The sequence below is a fragment of the Streptomyces sp. NPDC093795 genome, from assembly GCF_044764665.1.
Lineage (GTDB): Bacteria > Actinomycetota > Actinomycetes > Streptomycetales > Streptomycetaceae > Streptomyces.
This window is the reverse complement of record NZ_JBIWIO010000002.1, coordinates 389,683-414,152: the sequence shown is the minus strand read 5'-3', so window position 1 is coordinate 414,152 and position 24,470 is coordinate 389,683. Positions and strand designations below refer to the sequence as shown.

The following is a 24,470-nucleotide window of genomic DNA, read 5'->3' as shown; positions in this document are numbered from 1 at the left end:
CGGCGGCCTTCGAGGGTCAAATTCGCCCGGGCGGTACGGGCCGCCCCCGTCTCACGGAGGCGGCCCGTACCCGCCGGTCAGTCCTGGGAAGGCGCGGCGGTCTTCTCCGCCGCCTTCTTCGCCGGGGCCTTCTTGGCGGTCGTCTTCTTGGTCGCCGCGGTCTTCTTGGTCGCCGCCGTCTTCTTGGTGGCGACCTTCTTGGCCGTGGTCTTCTTCGCCGCGGTCTTGCGCGCCGCCGTCTTCTTGACGGGGGCGGGCTCGGCCTCGGCCTCGGCGGACGCGTCAGCGGCGGCCTCGGTGGCTTCGGGGGCCTCGGCCGGAGTCGTGGTCACCACGACGACGGCGGCCTCCTCGGCGCCCGAGGGCGAACCGGCGGGGGCGGTGGCCTTACGGACCACCCGGCGGCGGGCACGCGGCGGGGCGGCCACGGGGGCCTCCTCGACGACGGGCTCGACGACCGGCTCGGCGACGGGCTCGCTGACCTGCTCCACGACCGGCTCCGGGGCGGCCTCGGCGACCGGCTCGGCCACCACGGGCTCGGCGGCGGCCGGCTCGACAGCGGTCGGCTCGGCGGCCGGCTCCGTGGTCGAGACGACCGGGGAGGTCGCCCGGCGCGTGGCACGGCGACGGCCGCGCGGCGCCGGGGCGGTCTCCTCGACCACCGGCTCGGCGACGGGCTCGACGACAGCCTCGGCGACCGGCTCCACGACGGGTTCCGGCGCCGCTGCCCGCTCCGGCCTCGCCTCGTACTCGACCGTCTCGGTCTCCACGACCGGCCGGGCGGCGACCGGCGCGGACACCCTGCGGGTGGCGCGACGGCGGCCACGACCGCGCGTGGCGGCGGCCTCGGCCTCGGCGATGGAGCCGTACAGCTCCTCGTCGGGGGCGATCGGCTCGGGCAGGGCCACGGGAGCGGCCAGCTCGGCAGCGACCTCGGCCTCGGTCTCGACCAGGGTCTCGACGTCGGTCTCGGGCACCTCGGCGTGCTCGTGCTCGTGGACGTGCTCGGCGCCGCCGCGGCCGCGCTTCTTCGAACGCTTGCCGCCGCCACCGCCACCGGCGGTGGTCGGCTGCTCCATGTGCACGATGACACCGCGGCCGTTGCAGTGGACGCAGGTCTCGGAGAAGGACTCCAGGAGGCCCTGGCCGACCCGCTTGCGGGTCATCTGGACCAGGCCCAGCGAGGTGACCTCGGCCACCTGGTGCTTGGTCCGGTCCCGGCCCAGGCACTCCAGGAGGCGACGGAGCACCAGGTCGCGGTTGGACTCCAGGACCATGTCGATGAAGTCGATGACGACGATGCCGCCGAGGTCGCGCAGCCGCAGCTGACGCACGATCTCCTCGGCCGCTTCGAGGTTGTTCCTCGTCACGGTCTCTTCGAGGTTGCCGCCCTGGCCGGTGAACTTGCCGGTGTTGACGTCGACGACGATCATCGCCTCGGTCTTGTCGATCACCAGCGAGCCGCCGCTCGGCAGCCAGACCTTGCGGTCGAGCGCCTTCATGAGCTGCTCGTCGATCCGGTACGTCGCGAAGACGTCGACCTCGCTGGTCCACCGGGACAGGCGGTCGGTCAGGTCGGGGGCGACGTGGTGGACGTACCCGTGGATGGTCTCCCACGCCTCGTCACCGCTGACGATGACCTTGGAGAAGTCCTCGTTGAAGATGTCGCGGACGACCCGGACGGTCATGTCCGGCTCGCCGTAGAGCAGCGTCGGCGCGTTGCCGCTCTTCGCCTTCTTCTGGATGTCCTCCCACTGCGCCTGCAGCCGCTCGACGTCACGGCGCAGCTCGTCCTCGCTCGCGCCCTCGGCGGCGGTGCGCACGATGACGCCCGCGTCCTCGGGGACGATCTTCTTGAGGATGGTCTTGAGGCGGGCGCGCTCGGTGTCCGGGAGCTTGCGGCTGATGCCGGTCATCGAGCCCTCGGGCACGTACACGAGGTAGCGGCCGGGCAGCGAGACCTGGCTGGTCAGACGGGCGCCCTTGTGGCCGATCGGGTCCTTCGTGACCTGCACGAGGACCGACTGGCCGGACTTGAGGGCGGTCTCGATGCGGCGCGGGCCGTTGCCCATGCCGAGCGCCTCGAAGTTGACCTCACCGGCGTACAGGACGGCGTTGCGGCCCTTGCCGATGTCGACGAAGGCGGCCTCCATGGACGGCAGCACGTTCTGGACCTTGCCCAGGTAGACGTTGCCGACGTACGAGGTGGCCTGCTCCTTGTTGACGTAGTGCTCGACGAGCACGTTGTCTTCCAGGACGCCGATCTGGGTGCGCTCGCCGTTCTGGCGGACGACCATGACGCGCTCGACGGCCTCGCGGCGGGCGAGGAACTCGGCCTCGGTGATGATCGGGACGCGGCGGCGGCCCTGCTCGCGGCCTTCGCGGCGGCGCTGCTTCTTGGCCTCGAGGCGGGTCGAGCCCTTGATGGACTGGACCTCGTCGACGCCGGTGCCGGGCTCGGCCTTCTCGCGGGCCGGGCGGGGCTCGCGGACCTTGACGACCGTACGGACGCCTTCCTCGTCGGCGCCCTCGACGTCGGCGGAGGCGTCACCGCTGCGACGGCGGCGACGACGGCGACGACGGGAGCTGCTGGAACCGCCGGCGAAGCCGTCGGCCTCGTCGTGCTCCTCGTCCTGCTCCTCCTCGGAGTCCTCGGAGTCGTCGGAGCGCGGCTCCTCGCCCTCCTCGGCCTCCTCGACCTCGGTGAGCTCTCCGCGACGGCGGCGACGGCCACCACGGCGGCGACGGCGGGACGGGCGGTCCTCGTACTCGTCCGTGTCGTCGGCCTCCTCGGCCTCGTCGACCTCGTCGGCCACGGCCTCGACCTCGGGCTCGTCGGCGACGGTGGCGGGGACGGGCTCGACGGCGACGGGCTCGCCACGGCGGCGACGGCGACGGCGGGAGCCGGTCTCGGGGCGCTCGGCGGGCTCGGGGGCCTCCACGACCTCGGCCTCGACGGTCTCCTCGGCCTCGGTCGGCTCGTCGGCCTCGATCAGCTCCTCGTCCTCCGGCTCCACCACGCCGGCGGCGGCGGCCGCGGCGGCGGTCTCCGGGGTCTGGAACATCGGCTCGGTGAAGACCGGGGCCTGGAAGACGGCGACGGAGGGACGCGCGGCGCGGCGCGGCTCGCGGGCCGGGGCCGGCTCGGCGGTGAACTGCGGGGAGGACGCGCGACGGCGGCCGCGGCCGCGGGTGGCGGCGGTCTCGGCGGCGGTGACCTCGGCCTCGTCGGCGGCGATCTGCGCGACGGCGGCCGGGGGAAGCGACTCGCCGGCGGCGATCTCGGCGGTCTCGCCGGTGCCGGCGGTCTCGGTGGCGGCCTCGGGCGAGGTGACCTTACGGGTGGCACGGCGGCGGGTACGCGGGGCGGGCGCGGCGGCCTCCTCCGCGACCTCGGCGGCCTCCGCGACAGGCTCGGCCGCGGGGGCGGCGGCCACGGTCTCCTCGGCGGCAGGGGCGCCGGCCGGGGCGGTGGCCTTACGGGTGGCCCGACGGCGGGTGCGCGCCGGCGGAGCGGCCTCGGGGGCCTCCTCCGCGACGGCCTCGGCCTCGGCCTGGGCGGGCTCCGGGGTCCCCGCGGTCTCCGCGGGGCTCTCGGCGGCGGCCGGGGAGGTCACCGGCGACGTGGCCTTGCGTGTGGCACGGCGGCGCGGGCGGGCAGGGGCGGCCTCTTCGGCGACCTCGGCGGCGGGCTCGGCCGCGGCGGTCTCGACGACCGGCTCCGGGGTCTCCGCGGCGGGCGCGGTGGCCTTGCGGGTGGCGCGGCGGCGGGTCCGCGGCGCGGGTGCGGCCTCGGCGTCGGTGGCCGGGGCGGCCTCCCCGGCGGCCAGCGCCTCGGCGGTCGCCGGGGTCTCGGTGGTCACGTCCGTCACCGGCGGACCGGCGGGGCGGGAAGCGGCGCGGCGCCTGCGGCGCGGCGGCAGCTTGTCACCGGGGGCGGTGGTGTCTTCGTTGGACTCGAGCATGCGGGGTTCTCCCGTCACGCTCCCGGGCGCCGCGCCTGGTTCCGGTCCGGCGGCACGGTCGCGCCTGTGGCGCGGTGCCGTCGTCCGGGGCGCGGTCGCCGCACGGGAGCTCTATGTCTGGCTCGCCGGTTCCGTACGCCCTGTGCGGACGGCCTGGCGAAAGTCTTCTGGTCAGTGCGCGGCCCGACCCAGGTGGCTCCCGAGTACCAGGGCTGCGCTACGACGACCGCTCCCTACGCGATGCCCGCACCCGGCGCCGTCGCAGAGGCGGTCGCGGCGGCCGTGGTTGATGCGGCCGTGACTGCCTCGCGGTCGGGCGCGAGCGGGTCGGTCACCGTGCCGGACTCCTCGTCGAAGAGCCCCTGCGCCAGCCTGGTCACCGCAGCGGGGACCGGCGGCGCCAGGTCGGCCACAGCTCGGAGACCGGACAGGACGTCGTCGGGTCGCACGGCAGGTGTCACGTGCCGAACAACCAGCCGCAGTATCGCACAGGCGCTGTCCAGCGGCCTATCACCCTGGGGATCACCCGGGGGGCGGGTCGCCGTCAGCTCGGTGACCGCGGAACGCGCGTCGAAGGTGCGGACGCCGTTCTTGGTCTTGCGCTGTACTTCCACGGTCTCGGCCGCGAGAAACGCGTCGGTGGCCTTCTGGGCGTCCTCGACGGTGACGCCTTCGAGGCGCAGCTCCCACACGGAGGCGGTGAGCCGGTCGGCGAGGCCCGAGGTCCGGGCCTCGACGGCGTCGGTGATGTCGAGGCCGGCCGGGAGGGAGTCGTCGAGCAGGACCCGCAGGGTCTCCGGGTCGCGCGTCTCGGTGAGGGCGATCTCCAGGTACTCGGCCTCGGAGCCCGTTCCCGTCGGGGCGGCGTTGGCGTACGACACCTTGGGGTGCGGGGTGAAGCCGGCCGAGTACGCCATGGGCACCTCGGCACGGCGCAGGGCACGCTCGAAAGCGCGCTGGAAGTCACGGTGGCTGGTGAACCGGAGGCGGCCGCGCTTGGTGTAGCGCAGTCGGATGCGCTGCACCGCCGGTGCGGGCGGCGGGCCTTCGGGCTGTCGCTTGCCCAGTGGTTCTTCTCCTCGGTGCGGGGCGACGCGGGTGGCGCCGTCCACGAGATGTACGGGTCGCCCTGGGGGTCCCGCCCGGTTCACCCCCGCTTTCGCGGGGAGATCTCGGGGGCGGGCGCCGCGCCGGGAACGTTCGTTGTACTACCCAGAGTACGCGCCCGAGCCACCTTCGGTTCCCCGGGCCGGTCCGTCCGTGCCGCACCGCCCAGGGCGCGCCAGGTGTCCCGGCGGGCCTGACGGACGGCGGCGCGGGCGGCGGCGAGGGCGTCCTTGGCCGCCCGCCCGGTCTCGACGGCGACCCTGCGGGCCGGGGCCCAGACACGGTCGCGCACCCACCGCCCCGCCGACCGGACGCTGTCGCGTACCAACCGCGCAGCCGACCGGACGGTGTCGCGGACCCACCGCCCGGCCGGCCGGACGACGGAGACCCAGACCCACACGACAGGCCGGACCACGAGGAACCGGGCGAGCCATGCGAGGGCCCGGCCGACGGCACGGGACACGAATCCGGCGGCGCGCCAGCAGAGGACGAACGCGTCCCGGACCTCCCGCCCGACGGGGACGAGGACCCGGTTCCAGAGCCAACCGAGCGGCCGGACGAGCCCGTACACGACGACCGGCACCAGCACGTACCGCCAGAGCCCCACCCACGGCCACACGAAAACGGCCTTGCCGAGCCACACCGCGACCGCCGCCACGCCCCGCCCGAGCCGGGGGAGGAACCACCCGAGACCCTCGCCGACCGGCGTCAGCACGTACCGGTCGAACCAGAGGACGGGCACGACCACGCCGTACCGGAACAGGGGCACCAGGACGTACCGGAAGAGCGCGGCGACGGGTACGAGAACCAGCTTCTCCACCAGGAACACCAGCCCGCTACCGAGCGGGTCGAGGACCCGCCGGTACAGCCAGACGGCGGGTACGGCGATCCCGTACCGGCAGCCGGGCACGACCACGTACCGCCAGAGCCCCACCCACGGCCACACGAACACGGCCTTGCCGAGCCACACCGCGACCGCCGCCACGCCCCGCCCGAGCCGGGGCAGGAACCACCCGAGCCCCTCCCCCACCGCCGTGAGGGCGCGGACGACACCGTGGCCGGCCGGCCGCAGGACCGTGCGGTGGAGCCAGCGGGCCGGTACGGCGATCCCGTACCGGCAGCCGGGCACGACCACGTACCGCCAGAGCCCGACCCACGGCCACACGAACAGCGCGTTCCCCAGGAAGCGGACCCCGGCCGCGAGCCCCCGGGCGGCCGGGGCGAGCACCGCCCCGTACAGCCACCGTGCCGGACGGGCCGCCGTGTGGTGGAAGAGCCACGCAACGGCCCACCCCACGCCGGTGAACACCCGTGCGAGGCCCCGGCCCGCCGGCCGGAGGACCGTGCGGTCGAGGAGGCGGGCCGTCGACGTGAGGACGTCCCAGACCATGCGGACCGGGAGGACGACGACCAGCACCACGATCCGGACCGGGATGCGGATCAGCGCGGGCGGCGGCGGGTTCTCCATGCTCATGCCGGAAATGACGCGACGGCCCGGCCGAGGGTTTCCCCTCGCGCCGGGCCGTCGCCGGAGTGTTACCCGAACGGGCCTACTTCACGACCGTGAGCGGGAGCAGCTTCTTGCCCGTCGGGCCGACCTGGATCTCGGTCTGCATCGCGGGGCAGACGCCGCAGTCGAAGCACGGGGTCCAGCGGCAGTCCTCGACCTCGGTCTCGTCGAGCGAGTCCTGCCAGTCCTCCCAGAGCCAGTCCTTGTCGAGGCCCGAGTCCAGGTGGTCCCAGGGCAGGACCTCCTCGTAGGTGCGCTCGCGGGTGGTGTACCAGGCGACGTCGACGCCCACGGACGGCAGCGTCTTCTCGGCGCAGGCCATCCAGCGGTCGTACGAGAAGTGCTCGCGCCAGCCGTCGAAGCGGCCGCCGTCCTCGTACACCGCGCGGATGACCGCGCCGAGGCGGCGGTCGCCGCGGGAGAGGAGGCCCTCGACGATGCCGGGCTTGCCGTCGTGGTAGCGGAAGCCGATGGAGCGGCCGTACTTCTTGTCGCCGCGGATCTTGTCGCGGAGCTTCCGCAGGCGCTCGTCGGTCTCCTCGGCGGAGAGCTGCGGGGCCCACTGGAACGGGGTGTGCGGCTTGGGGACGAAGCCGCCGATGGAGACGGTGCAGCGGATGTCGTTCTGGCCTGAGACCTTGCGGCCCTCGGCGATCACGTTCATCGCCATGTCCGCGATCTGGAGGACGTCCTCGTCGGTCTCCGTCGGCAGGCCGCACATGAAGTACAGCTTCACCTGGCGCCAGCCGTTGCCGTACGCGGTGGAGACGGTCCGGATGAGGTCCTCCTCCGAGACCATCTTGTTGATGACCTTGCGCATGCGCTCGGAGCCGCCCTCGGGGGCGAAGGTGAGGCCGGAGCGGCGGCCGTTCCGCGTGAGCTCGTTCGCCAGGTCGACGTTGAACGCGTCGACGCGGGTCGAGGGCAGGGACAGGCCTACCTTGTCCTCCGTGTAGCGGTCGGCGAGGCCCTTCGCGATCTCACCGATCTCGGTGTGGTCCGCGGAGGAGAGGGAGAGGAGGCCGACCTCCTCGAAGCCCGTCGCCTTGAGACCCTTCTCGACCATCTCGCCGATGCCGGTGATGCTTCGCTCCCGCACGGGGCGCGTGATCATGCCGGCCTGGCAGAAGCGGCAGCCGCGGGTGCAGCCGCGGAAGATCTCGACGGACATGCGCTCGTGGACGGTCTCCGCGAGCGGCACGAGGGGCTGCTTGGGGTACGGCCACTCGTCGAGGTCCATGACGGTGTGCTTCGAGACGCGCCACGGCACGCCGGACCTGTTGGGTACGACACGGCCGATGCGGCCGTCCGGGAGGTACTCGACGTCGTAGAAGCGCGGGATGTAGACGTTCCCGGTCTTCGCGAGGCGGAAGAGGACCTCCTCGCGGCCGCCCGGTCGGCCCTCGGCCTTCCAGGCCCGGATGATCTCGGTCATGTCGAGGACGGCCTGCTCGCCGTCGCCGATGACCGCCGCGTCGATGAAGTCCGCGATCGGCTCGGGGTTGAAGGCCGCGTGGCCGCCGGCGAGCACGATGGGGTGGTCGACGGTCCGGTCCTTCGCCTCCAGCGGGATGCCGGCGAGGTCGAGGGCGGTGAGCATGTTCGTGTAGCCGAGCTCGGTGGAGAAGCTCAGGCCGAAGACGTCGAAGGCGCCGACGGGGCGGTGCGAGTCGACGGTGAACTGGGGCACGTCGTGCTCGCGCATCAGCTCTTCGAGGTCCGGCCAGACGCTGTAGGTGCGCTCGGCGAGGACGCCCTCCCGCTCGTTCAGCACCTCGTACAGGATCATGACGCCCTGGTTGGGCAGGCCGACCTCGTACGCGTCCGGGTACATCAGCGCCCAGCGGACGTCGGCGGACTCCCACGGCTTGACCGTGGAGTTCAGCTCTCCACCGACGTACTGAATCGGCTTCTGCACGTGCGGGAGCAGAGCTTCGAGCTGCGGGAAGACAGACTCGGCAGCAGACATCTCGAACCTTCGTGAGCTGGCAGGGGGGCGACTCTCAAGCGTACCCCGGTGCTCAGCGGGTCAGAGCCGCCCCGAGTGCGGGGGCCGAGGCGCCGGCCCAGACCTCGGGGAGTTCCCGCTCGGCCGCCGCCGCGGCGGCTTCCTCGCGTCCGTACAGAAGGCCCCAGGTGAAGGCCGATTCGCCGACGCCGTGGGCCTGGAGTCCGAGTTCGCGCAGGGCCGTGCGGGCGACGACGGCGTCCTGGTGCTCGCCGAGCACGGACTGGACGGCCTTCACTCGTTTCGCCAGGCGCTTGGCGGGTTTTCCGAGGGTGGGGCGGGCCGCGTCGCACGCGTACCGGGCGCGTTTGGCGGCCTTGCGGGCCTCGTGGAGGGCGAGGTCGCGCTCGTGGCCGGGTTCGAGGGAGAGGGCGTGCTCGACGCGGCCTGCGAGGCGGTCGTGGTCCTTGCGGACGGCGCGGGCGAGGACCTTCGGGGCGTCGCGGCGGGCGGCCTTGCGGAGGGGCGGGTCGGTGAGGAGCGCGTCGAGGCCCTCGAGGAGGGCGAGGTAGCGGGGGGAGTCGAGGGCGGCGAGGGCCTGGCGCCGGGCGTGGCTGCCGCGAGCGGCGTCCCGGCGGCGCAGCCGGGCCTTGACCGGGCCGAGGACGAGGGCCTCGGGCAGGTCTGCGACGTGGGCGCGGAGCCGTTTGTCGAGGACTTCCTGGTCGCGGGCGACGCCGAGCTCTCCGGCGAGCCATTTCAGTTCCTCGCCGAGGGCGTCGGTGACGCTGCGGTCGAGGACGCGCCGGTGTGTCTTGAAGGTGCTGCGCAGCCGGCGGCAGGCGACCCTCAGCTGGTGGACGGCGTCGGGCAGCTCGCGTCGTACGGCCGGGTCGTGGGCGACGATGGCGTCGACCTGTTCGCGTACGTAGGTGAGGACGGCGGCTCCGGCGGTGCCGGGTTTCCCGGGGGTGGCCGCCGGCTTGGCTTCCGCGCCGGTCTCGGTCAGGGCCCTGGCCAGTTTGGACGAGGCCGTGGAGGGGCGGATGCCGGCTTTCCTGAGGCGTTTCTCGACGGCGTCGAGGACGGCCGGGTCGGTGTGGTCGGCGAGTTCCACCTCGATCTCGGTCCAGGTGGTCTCCGCGCCGCCCGACAGCCGTTCGGCGTGGACGGTGTCCACGGACAGTTCGGCGAGGAGGGTGCCGTCCTCGGTGAGGAGGTGGCGGACGTCCCGCGCGGAGCGGAGCCGGACGACGGGGACCACCTCGTCGCCGCGGACCCGGGAACGCAGCAGCCCCGCCAGCTCACCCGGCAGGGTGTCGGCCAGCGGGGCCCTGATCTCGTCGCGGATGCCTGAGGTGACGGGGAACTTGATGTGCCACCCGGCGTCGTCGCCCCCGGTGCGGCGGCGGAGGGTGAGCGCGTCGGCGGCGAGCCGCAGGTCGGGGGTGTCGTAGTAGACGGCGTCGAGTTCCATGACGCCCCGGTCCACGACCGCGGAGACTCCGGAGACCCGTGTCAGGTCCGGTACCGGAGTCTCTCCCGTGGCTTCGTACTTCCGCTCGATCTCGCGTTTCGTCTCGGCCATACCTCGAATCTAGCGGCCGTCACGCCGTCATGGGGCGCTGTGCCTTGATCGACTGGAGGAGTCCGATCGCCACCCACACCGCGAACATCGACGAGCCGCCGTACGAGACGAAGGGCAGGGGCAGGCCCGCGACCGGCATGATGCCGAGGGTCATGCCGATGTTCTCGAAGGACTGGAAGGCGAACCAGGCGATGATGCCGGCGGCGACGACCGTGCCGTAGAGCTCGGTGGTCTCGCGGGCGATGCGGCAGGCGCGCCAGAGGACGACGCCGAGGAGGACGAGGATGAGTCCGGCGCCGACGAAGCCGAGTTCCTCGCCCGCGACGGTGAAGATGAAGTCGGTCTGCTGCTCGGGCACGAACTGGCCGGTGGTCTGGTGGCCCTTGAAGAGGCCGGCGCCGTAGAGGCCGCCGGAGCCGATCGCGATGCGTGCCTGGTTGGTGTTGTAGCCGACGCCGGCGGGGTCGAGTTCGGGGTTGGCGAAGGCGGCGAAGCGGTTGAGCTGGTACTCGTCGAGCATGCCGAGGGCGGTGACGAGGACGGCGCCGCCGACGCCGGCGCCGATCAGGCCGAGGACCCAGCGGTTCGAGGCGCCGGAGGCGAGCAGCACTCCGAGCACGATGACGGCCATGACCATGACGGAGCCGAGGTCGGGCATCAGCATGACGATGCCCATGGGCAGGGCGGCCAGGACGAGGGCCTTGGCGACGGTGCCGTGGTCGGGGTGGAGCTGGTCGCCGGCGTCGACCTTCGACGCGAGGAGCATCGCCATGATCAGGATGATCGTGATCTTGACGAACTCGCTGGGCTGGAGCGAGAAGCCGCCGCCGATCACGATCCACGCGTGGGCGCCGTTGATGGTGGCGCCGAGCGGGGTGAGGACGGCGAGGATCAGCAGGACCGAGAGACCGTAGAGGACGGGGACCGCGCCGCGCAGGGTGCGGTGGCCGAGCCAGATCGTGCCGATCATCAGGACGAGACCGATGCCGGTGTTGAGCAGGTGGCGGAAGAGGAAGTAGTACGGGTCGCCCTGGTTGAGCTCGGTGCGGCCCCGGGTGGCGGACCAGACGAGCAGGGCGCCGACGAGGGAGAGCGTGAGCGCCGAGAGGAGCATCGGCCAGTCGAGCCTGCGCAGCACCGAGTCCCGGGCGGTGAGGCGCCCGACGGGGCCGCGGTCGGGGGCGTACCGGGAGACGAAGAAGCGCTTGCGGATCGCCATCGGTCAGTCCCTCCAGACGGGCGGCGGGCCCGCGAGCGGGGGCGTCGCGCCGCCGTTCGCGGCGGGGTCGACCAGCTGCGACTTGGGGTCGTACGGCTTGATGTCGGGGGCGTCGATGGTGCCGTCGGCGTTGACCTTGGGCAGGGTTTTCTGCGGCTTCGGCAGCAGGGCCCGCTTGAGGTCCTGGTTGCCCGCGTCGTCGAGGCCGTAGAGGGCGTCGTAGATGTTGCGTACGGCGGGTCCCGAGGCTCCGGAGCCGGTGCCGCCCTGGGAGATCGTCATGACGATGGTGAAGTCGTCGGTGTAGGTCGCCAGCCAGGAGGTGGTCTGCTTGCCGTAGACCTGGGCGGTTCCGGTCTTGGCGCGCATCGGGATCTTGTCCTGGGGCCAGGCGCCGAAGCGCCAGGCGGCGGTGCCGCCGGGTTCGACGACGGAGCGCAGGCCCTTGTCGAGGTCGCGGACGGTCTGGGCGCTGACGGGCAGCTTGCCGTGGGCGGTGGGCTTGATCTCCCGGATCGACTTGCCGTCGGGGCTGATCACGGCCTTGCCGACGGTGGGGTCGTAGAGGGTGCCGCCGTTGCTGATGGCGGAGTAGGCGGTGGCCATCTGGATGGGGGTGACGAGGACGTCACCCTGACCGATGGCGAAGTTGATGCTGTCGTACGCCTTCAGCTGGTTGCCTTCGAGGCAGCTCTCGTACGCGATCTGCTCGACGTAGCTGCCGCCCTTCTTGCCCTGCTTGCACCAGGAGTCCTTGTTGGCCTCCCAGAAGTTCTGCTTCCACTTGCGGTCGGGGATCCGGCCGGTGACCTCGTTGGGCAGGTCGATGCCGGTCTCGGAGCCGAATCCGAAGTCGCGGGCGGTCGTGTAGAACCAGTCGTGGGCGTTCTTGTTGGGCTTGATCCCGCCGTCGCGCTGCCACTCCTTGTGGCCGAGGGCGTAGAAGACGGTGTTGCAGGAGAACTTGAGGGCTTCGCCGAGGGTGATGGGGCCGTGGCCCTTGGACTCGAAGTTGGCGAAGCTGCGGCTGCCGAGGCTGTACGAGCTGCTGCAGTTGTACGTGTCGTTGAAGTCGTAGCCGGCTCGTACGGCGGCGCTCGCCGACACGACCTTGAAGATGGAGCCGGCGGGGGCCTGGCCCTGGATGGCCCGGTTGAGCAGCGGGTAGTTGGAGCCCTTGCTGGTCATCGCGGCGTAGTCCGTGGCGGAGATGCCGCCGACCCAGGCGTTGGGGTCGTAGTCGGGCTGGGAGGCCATCGCGACGACGCGGCCGGTCTTGGTCTCCATGACGACGACGGCGCCGGCGTCGGCCTCGTACTTGCGGCCGGTGATCTTGTCGGTCTCGCCGCGGACGAGTTTCATCGCCGCGTTGAGCTCGTACTCGGCGACGGACTGGACCCGGGCGTCGATGCTGGTGACGAGGGTGGAGCCGGCCACTCCCGGGTCGGACTTCGTCTGGCCCATGACGCGGCCGAGCTTGTCGACCTCGTAGCGGGTCACGCCCGCCTTGCCACGCAGCTCCTTGTCGTACGTCCGCTCGATGCCGGAGCGGCCGACCTGGTCGGAGCGGAGGAACGGCGAGTCGGTGTCCTTGGCCTTCTCGATCTCCCCGTCGGTGACGGGCGAGAGATAGCCGAGCACCTGCGACGTGCGGGCCTTGGCGGGCGCGGGGTAACGGCGGACGGCGGTGGGCTCGGCGGTGATGCCGGGGAAGTCCTCGGAGCTCTCACGGATCGTCAGCGCCTGCTGGGTGGTGGCCTCGTCGGTGACCGGGATCGGCTGGTAGGGCGAACCGTTCCAGCAGGGCTTGGGGGTCTCGGAGTCGCAGAGCCGGATCTTGTTGATGACGTCTTCGGGCTTCATCTCGAGGACGCCGGCGAGCCGGGTGAGGACGGCCTTGCCCCGGTCCTTCATCTTCATCATCTCGGTGCGGGACGCGGAGACCACGAGCCGGGTCTCGTTGTCGGCGAGCGGCACGCCGCGGGCGTCCAGGATGGCGCCGCGGACGGCGGGCTGCACGACCTGCTGGACGTGGTTGTTCTTCGCCTCGTCCGTGTACTCCTTGCCCTGGCGGATCTGGAGGTACCAGAGCCGGCCCCCCAGGGTCAGCAGCAGCGAGAAGACGAGGATCTGGATGACGACGAGCCGGATCTGGACCCGGGGGGTCCGCCCAGTCTCGGGGATGTTGCTCATACCGCCGGTGCCCCCTCGGTCACAGTCGCTTGACTCCCTTGATGCGTCCGGCCCGTGAGGCACGGCTCTTCGCGGCCTTGACGCGCAGGCCGCCGCGCTGGGTGCCGATGCTCAGGCCGGTGCCGGAGGATAGCCAGCCGGTGGCGACGTCGGTGCCGTTGCCCCCGCCGGCGTCGGCGAGCGGGTCGTTCTCCGCGCGTCGGGCCAGCGCCATGATGAGCGGCACCGTGAACGGCGCGAGGAGCAGGTCGTACACGGCCGCCGTGAAGAGCAGGGAGCCCAGGCCGACATGGCGGGCCGCGGTGTCTCCGACGAGGGCGCCGACGCCCGCGTACAGGAGGGTGGAGCCGACGGCCGCCACGGCGACGACGGCCATGGGGCCGGTCGCGGAGGTCAGCCGGCCGTTCTCCGGGCGGGCCAGGCCGACGAGGTAGCCGACGACGCAGAGCACGAGGGCGTAGCGCCCGGCGGCGTGGTCGGCGGGCGGGGCGAGGTCGGCGAGGAGCCCCGCGCTGAAGCCGATGAGGGCGCCGCTGACGTGTCCGTAGACGAGGGCGAGGGCGACGACGGTGAGGAGGACCAGGTCGGGGACGGCGCCGGGGAGCTGGAGGCGGGCGAGGACGGAGACCTGGACGACGAGGGCGACGACGATCAGCGTCGCGGAGAGGAGGATGCGGTTGAACTTCACGGTGTCGCGTCCCCCTGGTCCTGGCCCTGGTTCTGACCCTGGTTCTGACCTTGCTGGTCCTGGTCCTGCTGGTTCTGGCCCTGGTCCGGTTTCTGACCCTGGTCCTGCTGGTTCTGCTGGTCGGCGTTCGGCTGCTGTCCGTCGGCGGCCTGCTGCCCGACCGCGGGCGGCGGCGTGGCCGTGACCGTGACGGTCGGCGCCGGCTTGGGCTTCTGCGGCAGGACCATGTCGCGCGGGTCGGAGGCGGGTGCCTGGACGACGACGCCGACGATGTCGAGCTTGGTGAAGCCGACGTACGGGCGGACGTAGACGTTACGGGTCAGGCCGCCGCCCGCCGGGTCGACACGGACGATCTCGCCGACCGGCACGCCGGGCACGAAGGGCTTGTCGCCGCTGGAGCCGAAGGTGACGAGCCGGTCGCCCGGCTTCACCTTGGCCTTGCCGTTGAGGAGCTGGACGAGCAGCGGCTGGTCGCCCTGGCCGGTGGCGAAGCCGAGTTCGTCGGTCTTCTCCATCCGGGTGCCGACGGTGAAGTCGGGGTCGTTGGCGAGGAGGACCGTGGAGGTCGACGGGCCGACGGTGGTCACGCGGCCGACGAGTCCCGCGCCGTTGAGGACGGTCATGTCCCGCTTGACGCCGTCCCGCGCGCCGATGTCGATGGTGACCGTCCAGGAGAAGCCCTGGGCCGCTCCTATGGCGACGACCTGGGCGCCCTTGATGCCGTACTGTCCGGCGCCGGCGGTCTTGAGGATGGAGTCGAGCTCGCGCAGCCGGCTGCGGTTGCGGTCGTCGCTGCCGAGCTCGGCCTTGAGCTCGGCGTTCTCCTTCTCCAGGGCGGCGATCCGGGTGTGGCGCTCGCCGGAGTCCCGGACCGCGCCTATGGCGTTGCCCACGGGATCGACCGCGGCCGCCACACCGTTCTCGACCGGCCCGAAGACCGCCGCTGCGGCCTGCCGGGCACCGTCGACGGGTGACTCCTGACCGCCGCGGATGTCCACCGTGATCAGTGCGAACGCGATGGCGATCAGCAGCACCAGGAGCAGCCGGCTCTCTCGTGTGTCCCTCACGTGCGGCGGCCGTGCCTTTCCTCGTGGTTCGGTTGTTCGGCTGTACGGGTGGTGCTAGCGGCGCGGCTGGGAGTCCAGGACCTGCTGCAGGGCCTCGAACTCCTCCACGCACTTGCCGGCGCCGAGCGCCACCGAGTCCAGCGGGTCCTCCGCGATGTGGATCGGCATGCCGGTCTCACGGCGGAGGCGCTCGTCGAGGCCGCGCAGCAGGGCGCCGCCACCCGTGAGAACGATGCCGCGGTCCATGACGTCACCGGAGAGCTCCGGCGGGCACTTGTCGAGGGTGGTCTTCACCGCGTCGACGATCGCGTTGACCGGCTCCTCGATGGCCTTGCGGACCTCGGCGGCGGAGATGACGACGGTCTTGGGGAGGCCGGAGACGAGGTCGCGGCCGCGGATCTCGGTGTGCTCGTCCTTGTCGAGGTCGTACGCGGAACCGATGGTGATCTTGATCTGCTCGGCGGTGCGCTCACCGAGGAGGAGCGAGTACTCCTTCTTGATGTGCTGGATGATCGCGTTGTCCAGCTCGTCGCCGGCGACGCGGATGGACTGTGCCGTGACGATTCCTCCGAGGGAGATGACGGCGACCTCGGTGGTGCCGCCGCCGATGTCGACGACCATGTTGCCGGTGGCCTCGTGGACGGGGAGGCCCGAGCCGATGGCCGCCGCCATGGGCTCCTCGATGATGTGCACCTGGCGGGCGCCGGCCTGCGTGGAGGCCTCGATGACGGCGCGGCGCTCGACCCCGGTGATGCCGGAGGGGACGCAGACGACGACGCGCGGGCGGGCCAGGTAGCGACGCTTGTGGATCTTGAGAATGAAGTAGCGGAGCATCCGCTCGGTGATCTCGAAGTCGGCGATGACGCCGTCCTTCAGAGGCCGGACGGCGACGATGTTGCCGGGGGTCCGGCCGATCATCTTCTTCGCCTCCGCGCCGACCGCGAGGATGCCGCCGGTGTTGGTGTTGATGGCGACGACGGACGGCTCGTTCAGAACGATGCCTCGACCCCTCACGTACACCAGCGTGTTGGCGGTCCCGAGGTCGACAGCCATGTCACGGCCGATGAACGACATAGAGTTCCCCTTGATTCCCATGGCTGAGGGTGGTGCGGCGTGGAGTTTTCCATCGTAGTGCCGCCCGCCCGGATACCGCGCGGTGGTCCACCTCTGTACAGGTGACGGCAGGACGCGGCGATCCGTTCCCGCGATCGGCGTTCATATGCCTGGGGGCGACCGAAATTCCTTCGGTCGCCCCACAGGGTCCTACGTTCGGCTGACGCCGGGTCAGCAAACGGTTCAGGCGAGACCCGGGAAGAAGATCTTGAGCTCGCGGAGCGCGGACTCCTCCGAGTCGGAGGCGTGGATCAGGTTCTCCCGGACGATCGTGCCGAAGTCGCCCCGAATGGAGCCAGGAGCGGCGGCGATCGGGTCGGTCGGGCCGGCCAGCTGGCGGACACCCTCGATGACCCGCTCGCCCTCGACGACGAGCGCGACGACGGGGCCGGAGGACATGAAGCCCATCAGCGGCTCGTAGAAGGGCTTGCCCTTGTGCTCGCCGTAGTGCTGCTCCAGGGTGTCCTGGTCCAGCTCCCGGAGCTCCAGGGCCGCCAGCGTCCAGCCGGCCTTGCGCTCGATACGGCCGATGATCTCGCCGACCAGGCCACGGCGGACGGCGTCGGGCTTGAGCAGGACGAGCGTGCGCTGGCTCACGGGGGAACTCCTTCGGAAAAGCGGTGTGCGGGACCTCCGAGGCTACAGGCCCCGCACCCCCCTCGATTACGCAGCGTCAGGCCCTGCCGAGGCCCCGGCGGTCTGCTGTTCGGCCCAGCCGGCCTTGATCTCGTCGATCCGCCGCCCGTAGTGCACCGAGGCCCACCACAGACCGCCGAAGACCGCGCCGAGGAAGAACATGGTCGGGACGACGAAGCCGCTGAGGACCAGGCCGATCTGCAGGGCCCAGCCGAGCTGCACCCCGCCGGGACGGGTGACCATCCCGCACAGCAGCACCGAGAAGACCATCGCGACACCGCAGACCCACCACACGGTGGACATCGCGAGGCTGTCGTCCTTCATGGCGACGAGCCCGGCGAAACCGATCACGAAGAACTCGCCGATGAGCGTCGACGAACAGAGCGTACGCATGCGATTCAGCCCCTTCGCAGCAGCAGCCGGGCGTCGCCGACCGTGAAGATCGAACCGGTCACGAGGACACCCGCGCCGCCGTACTCGGCCTCTTCCTCCGCGAGGGTGATGGCCGCCTCGATCGCGTCGGGCAGCCGCGGCTCGACCACGACCCGGTCCTCGCCGAAGACCTCGACCGCGATCGCGGCGAGCGCGTCGACGTCCGTGGCCCGCGGGTTGGAGTTCGCGGTGATCACGACCTCCGCGAAGATCGGCTCGAACGCCTCCAGGAGACCCCGGGCGTCCTTGTCCCCGCTCGTGGAGACCACGCCGATGAGCCGCGAGAAGCCGAAGGCCTCACTCACGCCCTCCGCCGTCGCCCGCGCGCCGTGCGGGTTGTGCGCGGCGTCCAGGAGCACCGTCGGGGAGGAGCGGACGATCTCCAGGCGGCCGGGCGAGGCGACCTGGGCGAAGGCCGTACGGATCGTGTCCAGGTCCAGGGTCCTGGCGTGGTCGGCGCCGATCCCGAAGAAGGCCTCGACCGCCGCGAGGGCCACCGCCGCGTTGTGCGCCTGGTAGGCGCCGTGCAGCGGCAGGAAGACGTTGTCGTACTCGCCGCCGAGGCCGCGCAGGGTGAGGAGCTGGCCGCCGACCGCGACCTCGCGGGAGACGATGCCGAACTCCATGCCCTCGCGGGCGACGGTGGCGTCCGTCTCGACGGCCTTCTTGAGCAGCACCTGCGCCGCGTCCACCGGCTGTTGGGCCAGGATCACGGTCGCGCCCGGCTTGATGATCCCGGACTTCTCACCGGCGATCTCGGCGGTCGTCCCGCCGAGCCGGTCGGTGTGGTCGAGGTCGATCGGGGTGACGACGGCGACGGACGCGTCGATGACGTTCGTCGCGTCCCACGTGCCGCCCATGCCGACCTCGACGACGGCCACGTCGACCGGGGCGTCGGCGAAGGCCGCGTACGCCATTCCGGTGAGGACCTCGAAGAAGGAGAGCCGGTACTCCTCGCGCGCGTCGACCAGCTCCACGTACGGCTTGACGTCCTGGTAGGTCTCGATGAACCGCTCGGCGGAGATCGGGGCGCCGTCCAGGCTGATCCGCTCGGTGATGGTCTGCACGTGCGGCGAGGTGTACCGCCCGGTGCGCAGCTCGAAGGCGCCGAGCAGGGCCTCGATCATGCGGGCCGTGGACGTCTTGCCGTTGGTGCCGGTGATGTGGATCGAGGGGTACGCGCGCTGCGGATCGCCGAGGACGTCCATCAGAGCGGCGATCCGGGTGACCGAGGGCTCCAGCTTGGTCTCGCCCCAGCGGGTGGACAGCTCGGTCTCGACCTCGCGCAGCGCCTTGTCCAGCTCCGGGTCCTGGGGGCGGCCCGGCACGGGGTCGCCCGGGGGCGGACCGCCCTGCGTGCGCAGGGTGCGGCTGCCCGCCTCGATCACCGCCAGGTCGGGGTCGCGGACTGTCTCGGCGTCGACGATGTCGTCGAACTGGTCATTCGGGTCGCTCGGCTCACTCACAGGCCCAGTCTACGGACGGGTACCGACAGAACGACCGACAGGACCGTGGACCCGCCTTTTCGGCGCCGAGCGGTGGGCGGGTCGTACGGCCTTCCGCCCCCGCACGTTCTCCCCCCGGCTCGGGCACCGGCGTTCACGAGACGTCCACATATGATAAGCGTCTGAGTTTCGGCCCCGTGGGGCGGCCGGACACGACCACCACGGGACCACTTCACCATGACCGCTCCGATAGACACTGCTGCGGGCACACACATCCCGCAGCAGCAGGGCAGGGCCTCCGCGGCGGGCGGGCGACGGATCGTCGACCGTCTGCGGGGAAGCGAGAAGGCAGCGGCGCTCTCCGCCGCGATCCTGTCCATGACGGCCTTCTGCGTGGGCATGGCCGCCCACGGCACGTACCCCTTCGGGCCGAGCACGCGCGCGATGAACGACCTGCGCCACCAGTACGTGCCGTTCCACGCGCACCTGTGGGACCTTCAGCACGGAGCGGCCAAGGGTGACCTGCTGTTCAACTGGCAGAGCGGCTTCGGCAACGGGTTCCTCGCGGAGTTCTTCACCTATCTGAGCAACCCGCTGTCCTGGATCACCGGGCTCTTCCCCCGCCAGTACGTCGACTTCCCGGTCTTCCTCGTCTCCCTCCTCAGCATCGGCCTCGCCGCGGCCGCCATGACGGTCTTCCTCGGCCGTCTGCGCCCCGGCTCCCCCTGGCTGCGGGCCCTGCTGTCCACCGGCTACGCCGTCTGCGGCTGGACCGTGCTGGACGCGAGCATCGTTCCCATGTGGATGACCGGCCTCGTCGCACTGCCGCTGCTCTGCATCGCCGTCGACGACTGCCTGGCCGGACGCCGCTGGGTGCTCGGCACCGTCGTCTTCGCCGTCTGCTGGTTCGCGAACTTCTACAGCGCGGCGATGGCGACCCTCGGCGCGGCGCTCGTCCTGCTGCTCCGCCTGTTCCTGAGCGACACCGCCTGGCGTGACCGCGCCCGCGTCCTGGGCCGGGCCGTCGGCATGGCGGCCACCGGACTCCTGCTCGCCGCCCCCGCCGTCCTCGTCCCCGCGCTGGCCAACAAGCAGTCGCAGCCGACCACGAGTTACGTCGTCGACGTCACCACCGGGCCCCTCACCTATCTGGGGCTCCTCCTCCCCGGCAGCGTCCCCGAGCCCGCCGCGCCCAACATCTTCACCGGCGTCCTCGTCCTGCTGCTCGTGCTCGCCCTCCCGTTCCAGTCCAGGATCCGGGGCCGGGACCGCGCCGCCTGGCTCACGCTGATCGTCCTGACGGCGCTCTCCTTCGTCTTCTCGCCCACCGCCAAGGTGTGGCAGGGCTTCACGCTCCCCCACGGCGCGCCCTTCCGGGAGAGCTTCGTCCTCAGCGGACTGCTGGTGATGGCCGCGTGGATCTGTCTCGCCCACGCCCCCAGGCCCCGGGCGCTGCTCGGCGGCGGGGCGCTCCTGACCGGCCTGGTGCTCCTCACGTACTCGGCACAGCCCGTCAGTTCGTACGCCCTCAAGGGCACGGTGATCGGCGGCGTGGTCGTCGGGGCGCTCCTCGTGCTCCACGCCCGCGGCCTGGGTCGCGGGGGCCGGGCCCTCGTCGTCTCGGCGCTGGCCCTGTCGGTCCTCGTGACCACCGCGTACGCGGTCTACGGCGTCCAGGTGGTCTTCGACACGGCCCGCCGTTCGTACAACACGACGACCACGATGAGCATGCTGACCACGAACGTGCACCGCGCGGCCGTCGAGAACGACGACTGGCCGCAGTCCCGCGTCGGCGTCGCCCCCTCGCTGTACGTCACCAACAACGACCCCCTGCTCCTCGGCGTCCAGAGCGGCGGCTACTACAGCAGCTACCTCACCAAGGAGGCCGTCACCGGCCTGCGCGAGCTGGGCATCGGTTACGCGATGGGCGGGCGCAACCTGTGGATCCCCCGGGACCCGTTCCTCAACGCCCTGATGGGCGTGGGCACTCTCCTGGAGCCGACGAGCGGCCCGCGGGTCGCCGCGCGTCCCGTCCCCAGCGTGCCGCTGGTCAGCCTCCGCGCCCCCGGCAGCGACCAGGCGTACGGCGCGCCGGCCGGTTCGGTCTGGGCCAACCGTCAGGCGGCGCTGGGCGCGCAGGTGTACACGGTGCCCGAGATCCACTACGTCAAGGGCCCGTCGGCCGTGCGCGGTGCGAACGGCTGGCAGCTGAGCCCGCGCGAGGCGGGGAAGGCCTGGACCGGTTTCACCGCGCGTTGCGCCCCCGGTGACCAGGCCTACCTGTACGCGCCCGCTCTCTCCGGCCTGTCCGTGGCCACCGGCTCCAAGCCCATGAGCAACAGCGGCCGGCCGCCGGTCGTCATGAGTCCGGTCAATCCGCTGGGCAGGGTCCCTGCGGACGGGAAGCTGCAGTTCGCGATCGGTGCCTCGCAGCCGAACCAGGTGCTGCCGTACGACGCCGTCGGCTGCATGGCCCCGAAGAAGTTCCAGGACGCCGTCCAGGCCCTGCGTGCCACGGCGCCCACGCGCCTCGACGTCGGTGGTCACACCGTCGAGGCGGAACTGCCGAAGGGCTCCACCGGAACCGCCGTCGTGGCGACGCCCGCCATCCAGGGCTGGTCCTGCTCCGTCGACGGCGGCGCGTCACGGGCGCCGGTCTCCTACCGGGGTCTGCTCGGCGTACCGCTCGGAGAGGGCGCCGATCGCATCGCCTGCTCGTACTCCCCGCCGGGTCTGAAGGCGGGCCTCGGCGGCACCGGCGCGGGTGTGCTTGCCCTCGCCGGGGTGCTGATCGCCGGCATCGTCCGGCGGCGCCGGGCCTGACCCGGCGACAGGCCGAACGAAGAAGGCTCCCGCCCCGGAAGATCCGGAGCGGGAGCCTTTCCCGTGGTGTCGTGCCGGGCCGTCAGGCCTGCGGCAGGTTCGCCAGCTGGGCCTCGATGCGGGCGATGTCCTCGTCCGCCTTGGCGAGGCGGGTGCGGATCTTGTCGACCACGTTGTCCGGGGCCTTGGCGAGGAACGCCTCGTTGCCGAGCTTCCCGTTCGCCTGGGCCTTCTCCTTCTCCGCGGCCGCGAGGTCCTTCGCGAGGCGCTTGCGTTCGGCGGCCACGTCGATGGTGCCCGACAGGTCGAGCGCGACCGTGGCGCCCGCGACCGGCAGGGAGGCGGTGGCGGCGAAGCCCTCGCCCTCCGGCTGGAGGCGCAGCAGCTGACGGATGGCCGCCTCGTGCGGGGCGAGCGCGGTGCCGGTCACGTCCAGGCGGGCCGGGACCTTCTGACCGGGCTGGAGCCCCTGGTCGGAGCGGAACCGGCGGACCTCGGTGACGACCTGCTGGACGAGCTCGATCTCCTGCTCGGCGGCCGCGTCGCGGAAGCCACTGTCCTTGGGCCAGTCGGCGACGACGAGGGACTCGCCGCCGGTGAGGGTGGTCCACAGGGTGTCGGTGACGAACGGGACGATCGGGTGCAGCAGGCGCAGGGTGACGTCGAGGACCTCACCGAGGACGCGGGCCGAGACCTTGGCCTGCTCGCCGCCCGCGAAGAACGTCGTCTTCGACAGCTCGACGTACCAGTCGAAGACCTCGTCCCACGCGAAGTGGTAGAGGGCGTCGGCGAGCTTCGCGAACTGGTAGTCGTCGTAGTAGGCGTCCGCCTCGGAGACGACCTTGTTCAGCCGCGAGAGGATCCAGCGGTCGGTCGCCGTCATCTCGGAGGCGTCCGGCAGCGGGCCCTCGACGGTGGCGCCGTTCATCATCGCGAAACGGGTCGCGTTCCAGATCTTGTTGGCGAAGTTCCGGGACGCCTGGACCCAGTCCTCGCCGATCGGGACGTCGACGCCCGGGTTGGCGCCCTTGGCCAGGGTGAAGCGCAGGGCGTCGGAGCCGTACTTGTCCATCCAGTCCAGCGGGTTGACCGTGTTCCCGAACGACTTCGACATCTTCTTGCCGAACTCGTCGCGGACCATGCCGTGGAAGGCGATCGTGCGGAACGGCGGCTGGCCGTCCATCGCGTACAGGCCGAACATCATCATCCGGGCGACCCAGAAGAACATGAGGTCGTAGCCGGTGACCAGGACGGAGTTCGGGTAGAACTTCTCCAGGTCCGGGGTCCGCTCCGGCCAGCCGAGCGTGGAGAACGGCCACAGGCCGGACGAGAACCACGTGTCGAGGACGTCGGTGTCCTGGGTCCAGCCCTCGCCCGTCGGCGGCTCCTCGTCGGGGCCGACGCAGACCAGCTCGCCGTCGGGGCCGTGCCAGACCGGGATGCGGTGGCCCCACCACAGCTGACGCGAGATGCACCAGTCGTTGAGGTTGTCGACCCAGTCGAAGTACCGCTGGGACATGTCGGCGGGGTGGATGTCGACCCGGCCGTCGCGGACCGCGTCACCGGCGGCCTTGGCCAGCGTCTCGACCTTGACCCACCACTGCAGGGAAAGTCGCGGCTCCAGCGTCGTCTTGCAGCGCGAGCAGTGCCCGACGGAGTGGACGTACGGACGCTTCTCGGCGACGATCCGGCCCTCGGCGCGCAGGGCGGCGACGATCGCGGAGCGCGCCTCGAAGCGGTCGAGGCCCTGGAAGGGGCCGTGGACGGTGATGACACCGCGCTCGTCGAGGACCTCGATGGAAGCCAGGTCGTGACGCTGGCCGATGGCGAAGTCGTTCGGGTCGTGCGCCGGGGTCACCTTGACGGCGCCGGTGCCGAACTCCGGGTCGACGTGGGTGTCGGCGACGACCGGGATCGTACGGTTCGTCAGCGGCAGCTTGATCTGCTTGCCGATCAGGTGGGCGTAGCGCTCGTCGTCGGGGTGGACGGCGACGGCGGTGTCGCCGAGCATCGTCTCGGCGCGGGTCGTGGCGACGACGATGGTGTCGTCACCCTCGCCGTACTTCATGGAGACGAGCTCGCCGTCGTCGTCCTGGTAGTCGACCTCGATGTCGGAGATGGCCGTCAGACAGCGCGGGCACCAGTTGATGATGCGCTCGGCGCGGTAGATCAGCCCGTCGTCGAACATCTTCTTGAAGACGGTCTGGACGGCCCGGGACAGACCCTCGTCCATGGTGAAGCGGTCCCGGCTCCACGCCAGGCCCTCGCCGAGGCGCCGCATCTGGCCGGCGATCTGCCCGCCCGACTCGGCCTTCCACTCCCAGACACGCTCGACGAAGGCCTCGCGGCCCAGGTCGTGGCGGGACTTGCCCTCCTTGGCGAGCTCACGCTCGACGACGTTCTGGGTGGCGATACCGGCGTGGTCCATGCCCGGCTGCCACAGCGTCTCGAAGCCCTGCATGCGCTTGCGGCGGGTCAGGGCGTCGATCAGCGTGTGCTCGAAGGCGTGGCCCAGGTGGAGCGAGCCGGTGACGTTCGGCGGCGGGATGACGATCGTGTACGCCGGCTTCTCGCTCTTCGCGTCGGCCTCGAAGTACCCGCGCTCCACCCAGCGCTCGTACAGCTCCCCCTCTACCTCGGCCGGCGCGTACTGGGTCGGCAGTTCGGTGGTGGGCGCTGTCTGCTGCTGAGTGTTCTCGGTCACGGGGTCAGTTTAGGGGTGTCCTCGCCTTGTCC

Annotated in this window: 15 protein-coding genes; 1 reads left to right on the top strand and 14 read right to left on the bottom strand. The window is 71.7% G+C overall.

Translation table 11 applies throughout. The features are described from left to right. Positions 1–77: 77 nt before the first annotated feature. From ACIRB7_RS06865 to ACIRB7_RS06805, 13 genes are all read right to left on the bottom strand, one after another. Entirely contained in the window at positions 78–3,965 is a 3,888-nt protein-coding gene (locus tag ACIRB7_RS06865; protein WP_403593390.1) for a ribonuclease E/G, read from the bottom strand. A gap of 233 nt (positions 3,966–4,198) precedes the next feature. After that, positions 4,199–4,990 (bottom strand): TIGR03936 family radical SAM-associated protein, encoded by a 792-nt coding sequence (locus ACIRB7_RS06860; RefSeq protein WP_403594376.1) that lies wholly within the window; start codon positions 4,988–4,990, stop codon positions 4,199–4,201. A 122-nt stretch (positions 4,991–5,112) separates the two neighbouring features. Then, the gene (locus tag ACIRB7_RS06855; protein WP_403593388.1) at positions 5,113–6,546 is read right to left on the bottom strand and encodes a hypothetical protein; all 1,434 of its coding nucleotides are present in this window, start codon (positions 6,544–6,546) and stop codon (positions 5,113–5,115) included. Positions 6,547–6,622: 76 nt separating this feature from the next. Then, positions 6,623–8,551, bottom strand: a complete 1,929-nt coding sequence (locus tag ACIRB7_RS06850) for a TIGR03960 family B12-binding radical SAM protein (protein WP_403593385.1) — start codon at positions 8,549–8,551, stop codon at positions 6,623–6,625. 52 nt (positions 8,552–8,603) lie between these two features. After that, the gene (locus ACIRB7_RS06845) at positions 8,604–10,118 is read right to left on the bottom strand and encodes a CHAD domain-containing protein (protein WP_403593382.1); all 1,515 of its coding nucleotides are present in this window, start codon (positions 10,116–10,118) and stop codon (positions 8,604–8,606) included. 19 nt (positions 10,119–10,137) lie between these two features. Next, the gene (gene rodA, locus ACIRB7_RS06840; RefSeq protein ID WP_403593379.1) at positions 10,138–11,337 is read right to left on the bottom strand and encodes a rod shape-determining protein RodA; all 1,200 of its coding nucleotides are present in this window, start codon (positions 11,335–11,337) and stop codon (positions 10,138–10,140) included. A gap of 3 nt (positions 11,338–11,340) precedes the next feature. After that, positions 11,341–13,530, bottom strand: a complete 2,190-nt coding sequence (gene mrdA, locus ACIRB7_RS06835; RefSeq protein WP_403593376.1) for a penicillin-binding protein 2 — start codon at positions 13,528–13,530, stop codon at positions 11,341–11,343. A 19-nt stretch (positions 13,531–13,549) separates the two neighbouring features. Further along, a complete protein-coding gene (gene mreD / locus ACIRB7_RS06830; protein WP_403593373.1) occupies positions 13,550–14,218 on the bottom strand; it encodes a rod shape-determining protein MreD in 669 nt (222 codons plus the stop codon). Further along, the gene (gene mreC, locus ACIRB7_RS06825) at positions 14,215–15,285 is read right to left on the bottom strand and encodes a rod shape-determining protein MreC (RefSeq protein WP_403593370.1); all 1,071 of its coding nucleotides are present in this window, start codon (positions 15,283–15,285) and stop codon (positions 14,215–14,217) included. The genes mreD and mreC overlap by 4 nt, the downstream gene beginning before the upstream one ends. A 54-nt stretch (positions 15,286–15,339) precedes the next feature. Further along, positions 15,340–16,359, bottom strand: coding sequence for a rod shape-determining protein (locus tag ACIRB7_RS06820; RefSeq protein ID WP_403593366.1), 1,020 nt, complete (start codon positions 16,357–16,359; stop codon positions 15,340–15,342). Between the two features lie 222 nt (positions 16,360–16,581). Beyond that, on the bottom strand, positions 16,582–16,995 hold the full coding sequence (gene ndk, locus ACIRB7_RS06815) for a nucleoside-diphosphate kinase (RefSeq protein WP_351209965.1): 414 nt from the start codon (positions 16,993–16,995) through the stop codon (positions 16,582–16,584). 66 nt (positions 16,996–17,061) lie between these two features. Further along, complete coding sequence (locus ACIRB7_RS06810) at positions 17,062–17,427, bottom strand: DUF4233 domain-containing protein (RefSeq protein WP_403593363.1); 366 nt, start codon at positions 17,425–17,427, stop codon at positions 17,062–17,064. A gap of 5 nt (positions 17,428–17,432) precedes the next feature. Continuing rightward, a complete protein-coding gene (locus ACIRB7_RS06805; protein WP_403593360.1) occupies positions 17,433–18,932 on the bottom strand; it encodes a bifunctional folylpolyglutamate synthase/dihydrofolate synthase in 1,500 nt (499 codons plus the stop codon). A 216-nt stretch (positions 18,933–19,148) separates the two neighbouring features. Here ACIRB7_RS06805 and ACIRB7_RS06800 point away from each other — a divergent pair, with 216 nt between their 5' ends. After that, on the top strand, positions 19,149–21,734 hold the full coding sequence (locus ACIRB7_RS06800) for a YfhO family protein (RefSeq protein ID WP_403593358.1): 2,586 nt from the start codon (positions 19,149–19,151) through the stop codon (positions 21,732–21,734). A gap of 82 nt (positions 21,735–21,816) precedes the next feature. Here ACIRB7_RS06800 and ACIRB7_RS06795 read toward each other — a convergent pair whose 3' ends face one another. Next, entirely contained in the window at positions 21,817–24,438 is a 2,622-nt protein-coding gene (locus ACIRB7_RS06795) for a valine--tRNA ligase (protein ID WP_403593355.1), read from the bottom strand. Positions 24,439–24,470 lie beyond the last annotated feature (32 nt).

Excerpts from the sequence above, each read along its gene's own strand:
- rodA (WP_403593379.1), bottom strand. The coding sequence starts at position 11,337 with ATGGCGATCCGCAAGCGCTTCTTCGTCTCCCGGTACGCCCCCGACCGC.
- ACIRB7_RS06845 (WP_403593382.1), bottom strand. The coding sequence starts at position 10,118 with ATGGCCGAGACGAAACGCGAGATCGAGCGGAAGTACGAAGCCACGGGA.
- ACIRB7_RS06820 (WP_403593366.1), bottom strand. The coding sequence starts at position 16,359 with ATGTCGTTCATCGGCCGTGACATGGCTGTCGACCTCGGGACCGCCAAC.
- ACIRB7_RS06855 (WP_403593388.1), bottom strand. The coding sequence starts at position 6,546 with ATGAGCATGGAGAACCCGCCGCCGCCCGCGCTGATCCGCATCCCGGTC.
- ACIRB7_RS06850 (WP_403593385.1), bottom strand. The coding sequence starts at position 8,551 with ATGTCTGCTGCCGAGTCTGTCTTCCCGCAGCTCGAAGCTCTGCTCCCG.
- ACIRB7_RS06810 (WP_403593363.1), bottom strand. The coding sequence starts at position 17,427 with ATGCGTACGCTCTGTTCGTCGACGCTCATCGGCGAGTTCTTCGTGATC.
- ACIRB7_RS06800 (WP_403593358.1), top strand. The coding sequence starts at position 19,149 with ATGACCGCTCCGATAGACACTGCTGCGGGCACACACATCCCGCAGCAG.
- mrdA (WP_403593376.1), bottom strand. The coding sequence starts at position 13,530 with ATGAGCAACATCCCCGAGACTGGGCGGACCCCCCGGGTCCAGATCCGG.
- ACIRB7_RS06865 (WP_403593390.1), bottom strand. The coding sequence starts at position 3,965 with ATGCTCGAGTCCAACGAAGACACCACCGCCCCCGGTGACAAGCTGCCG.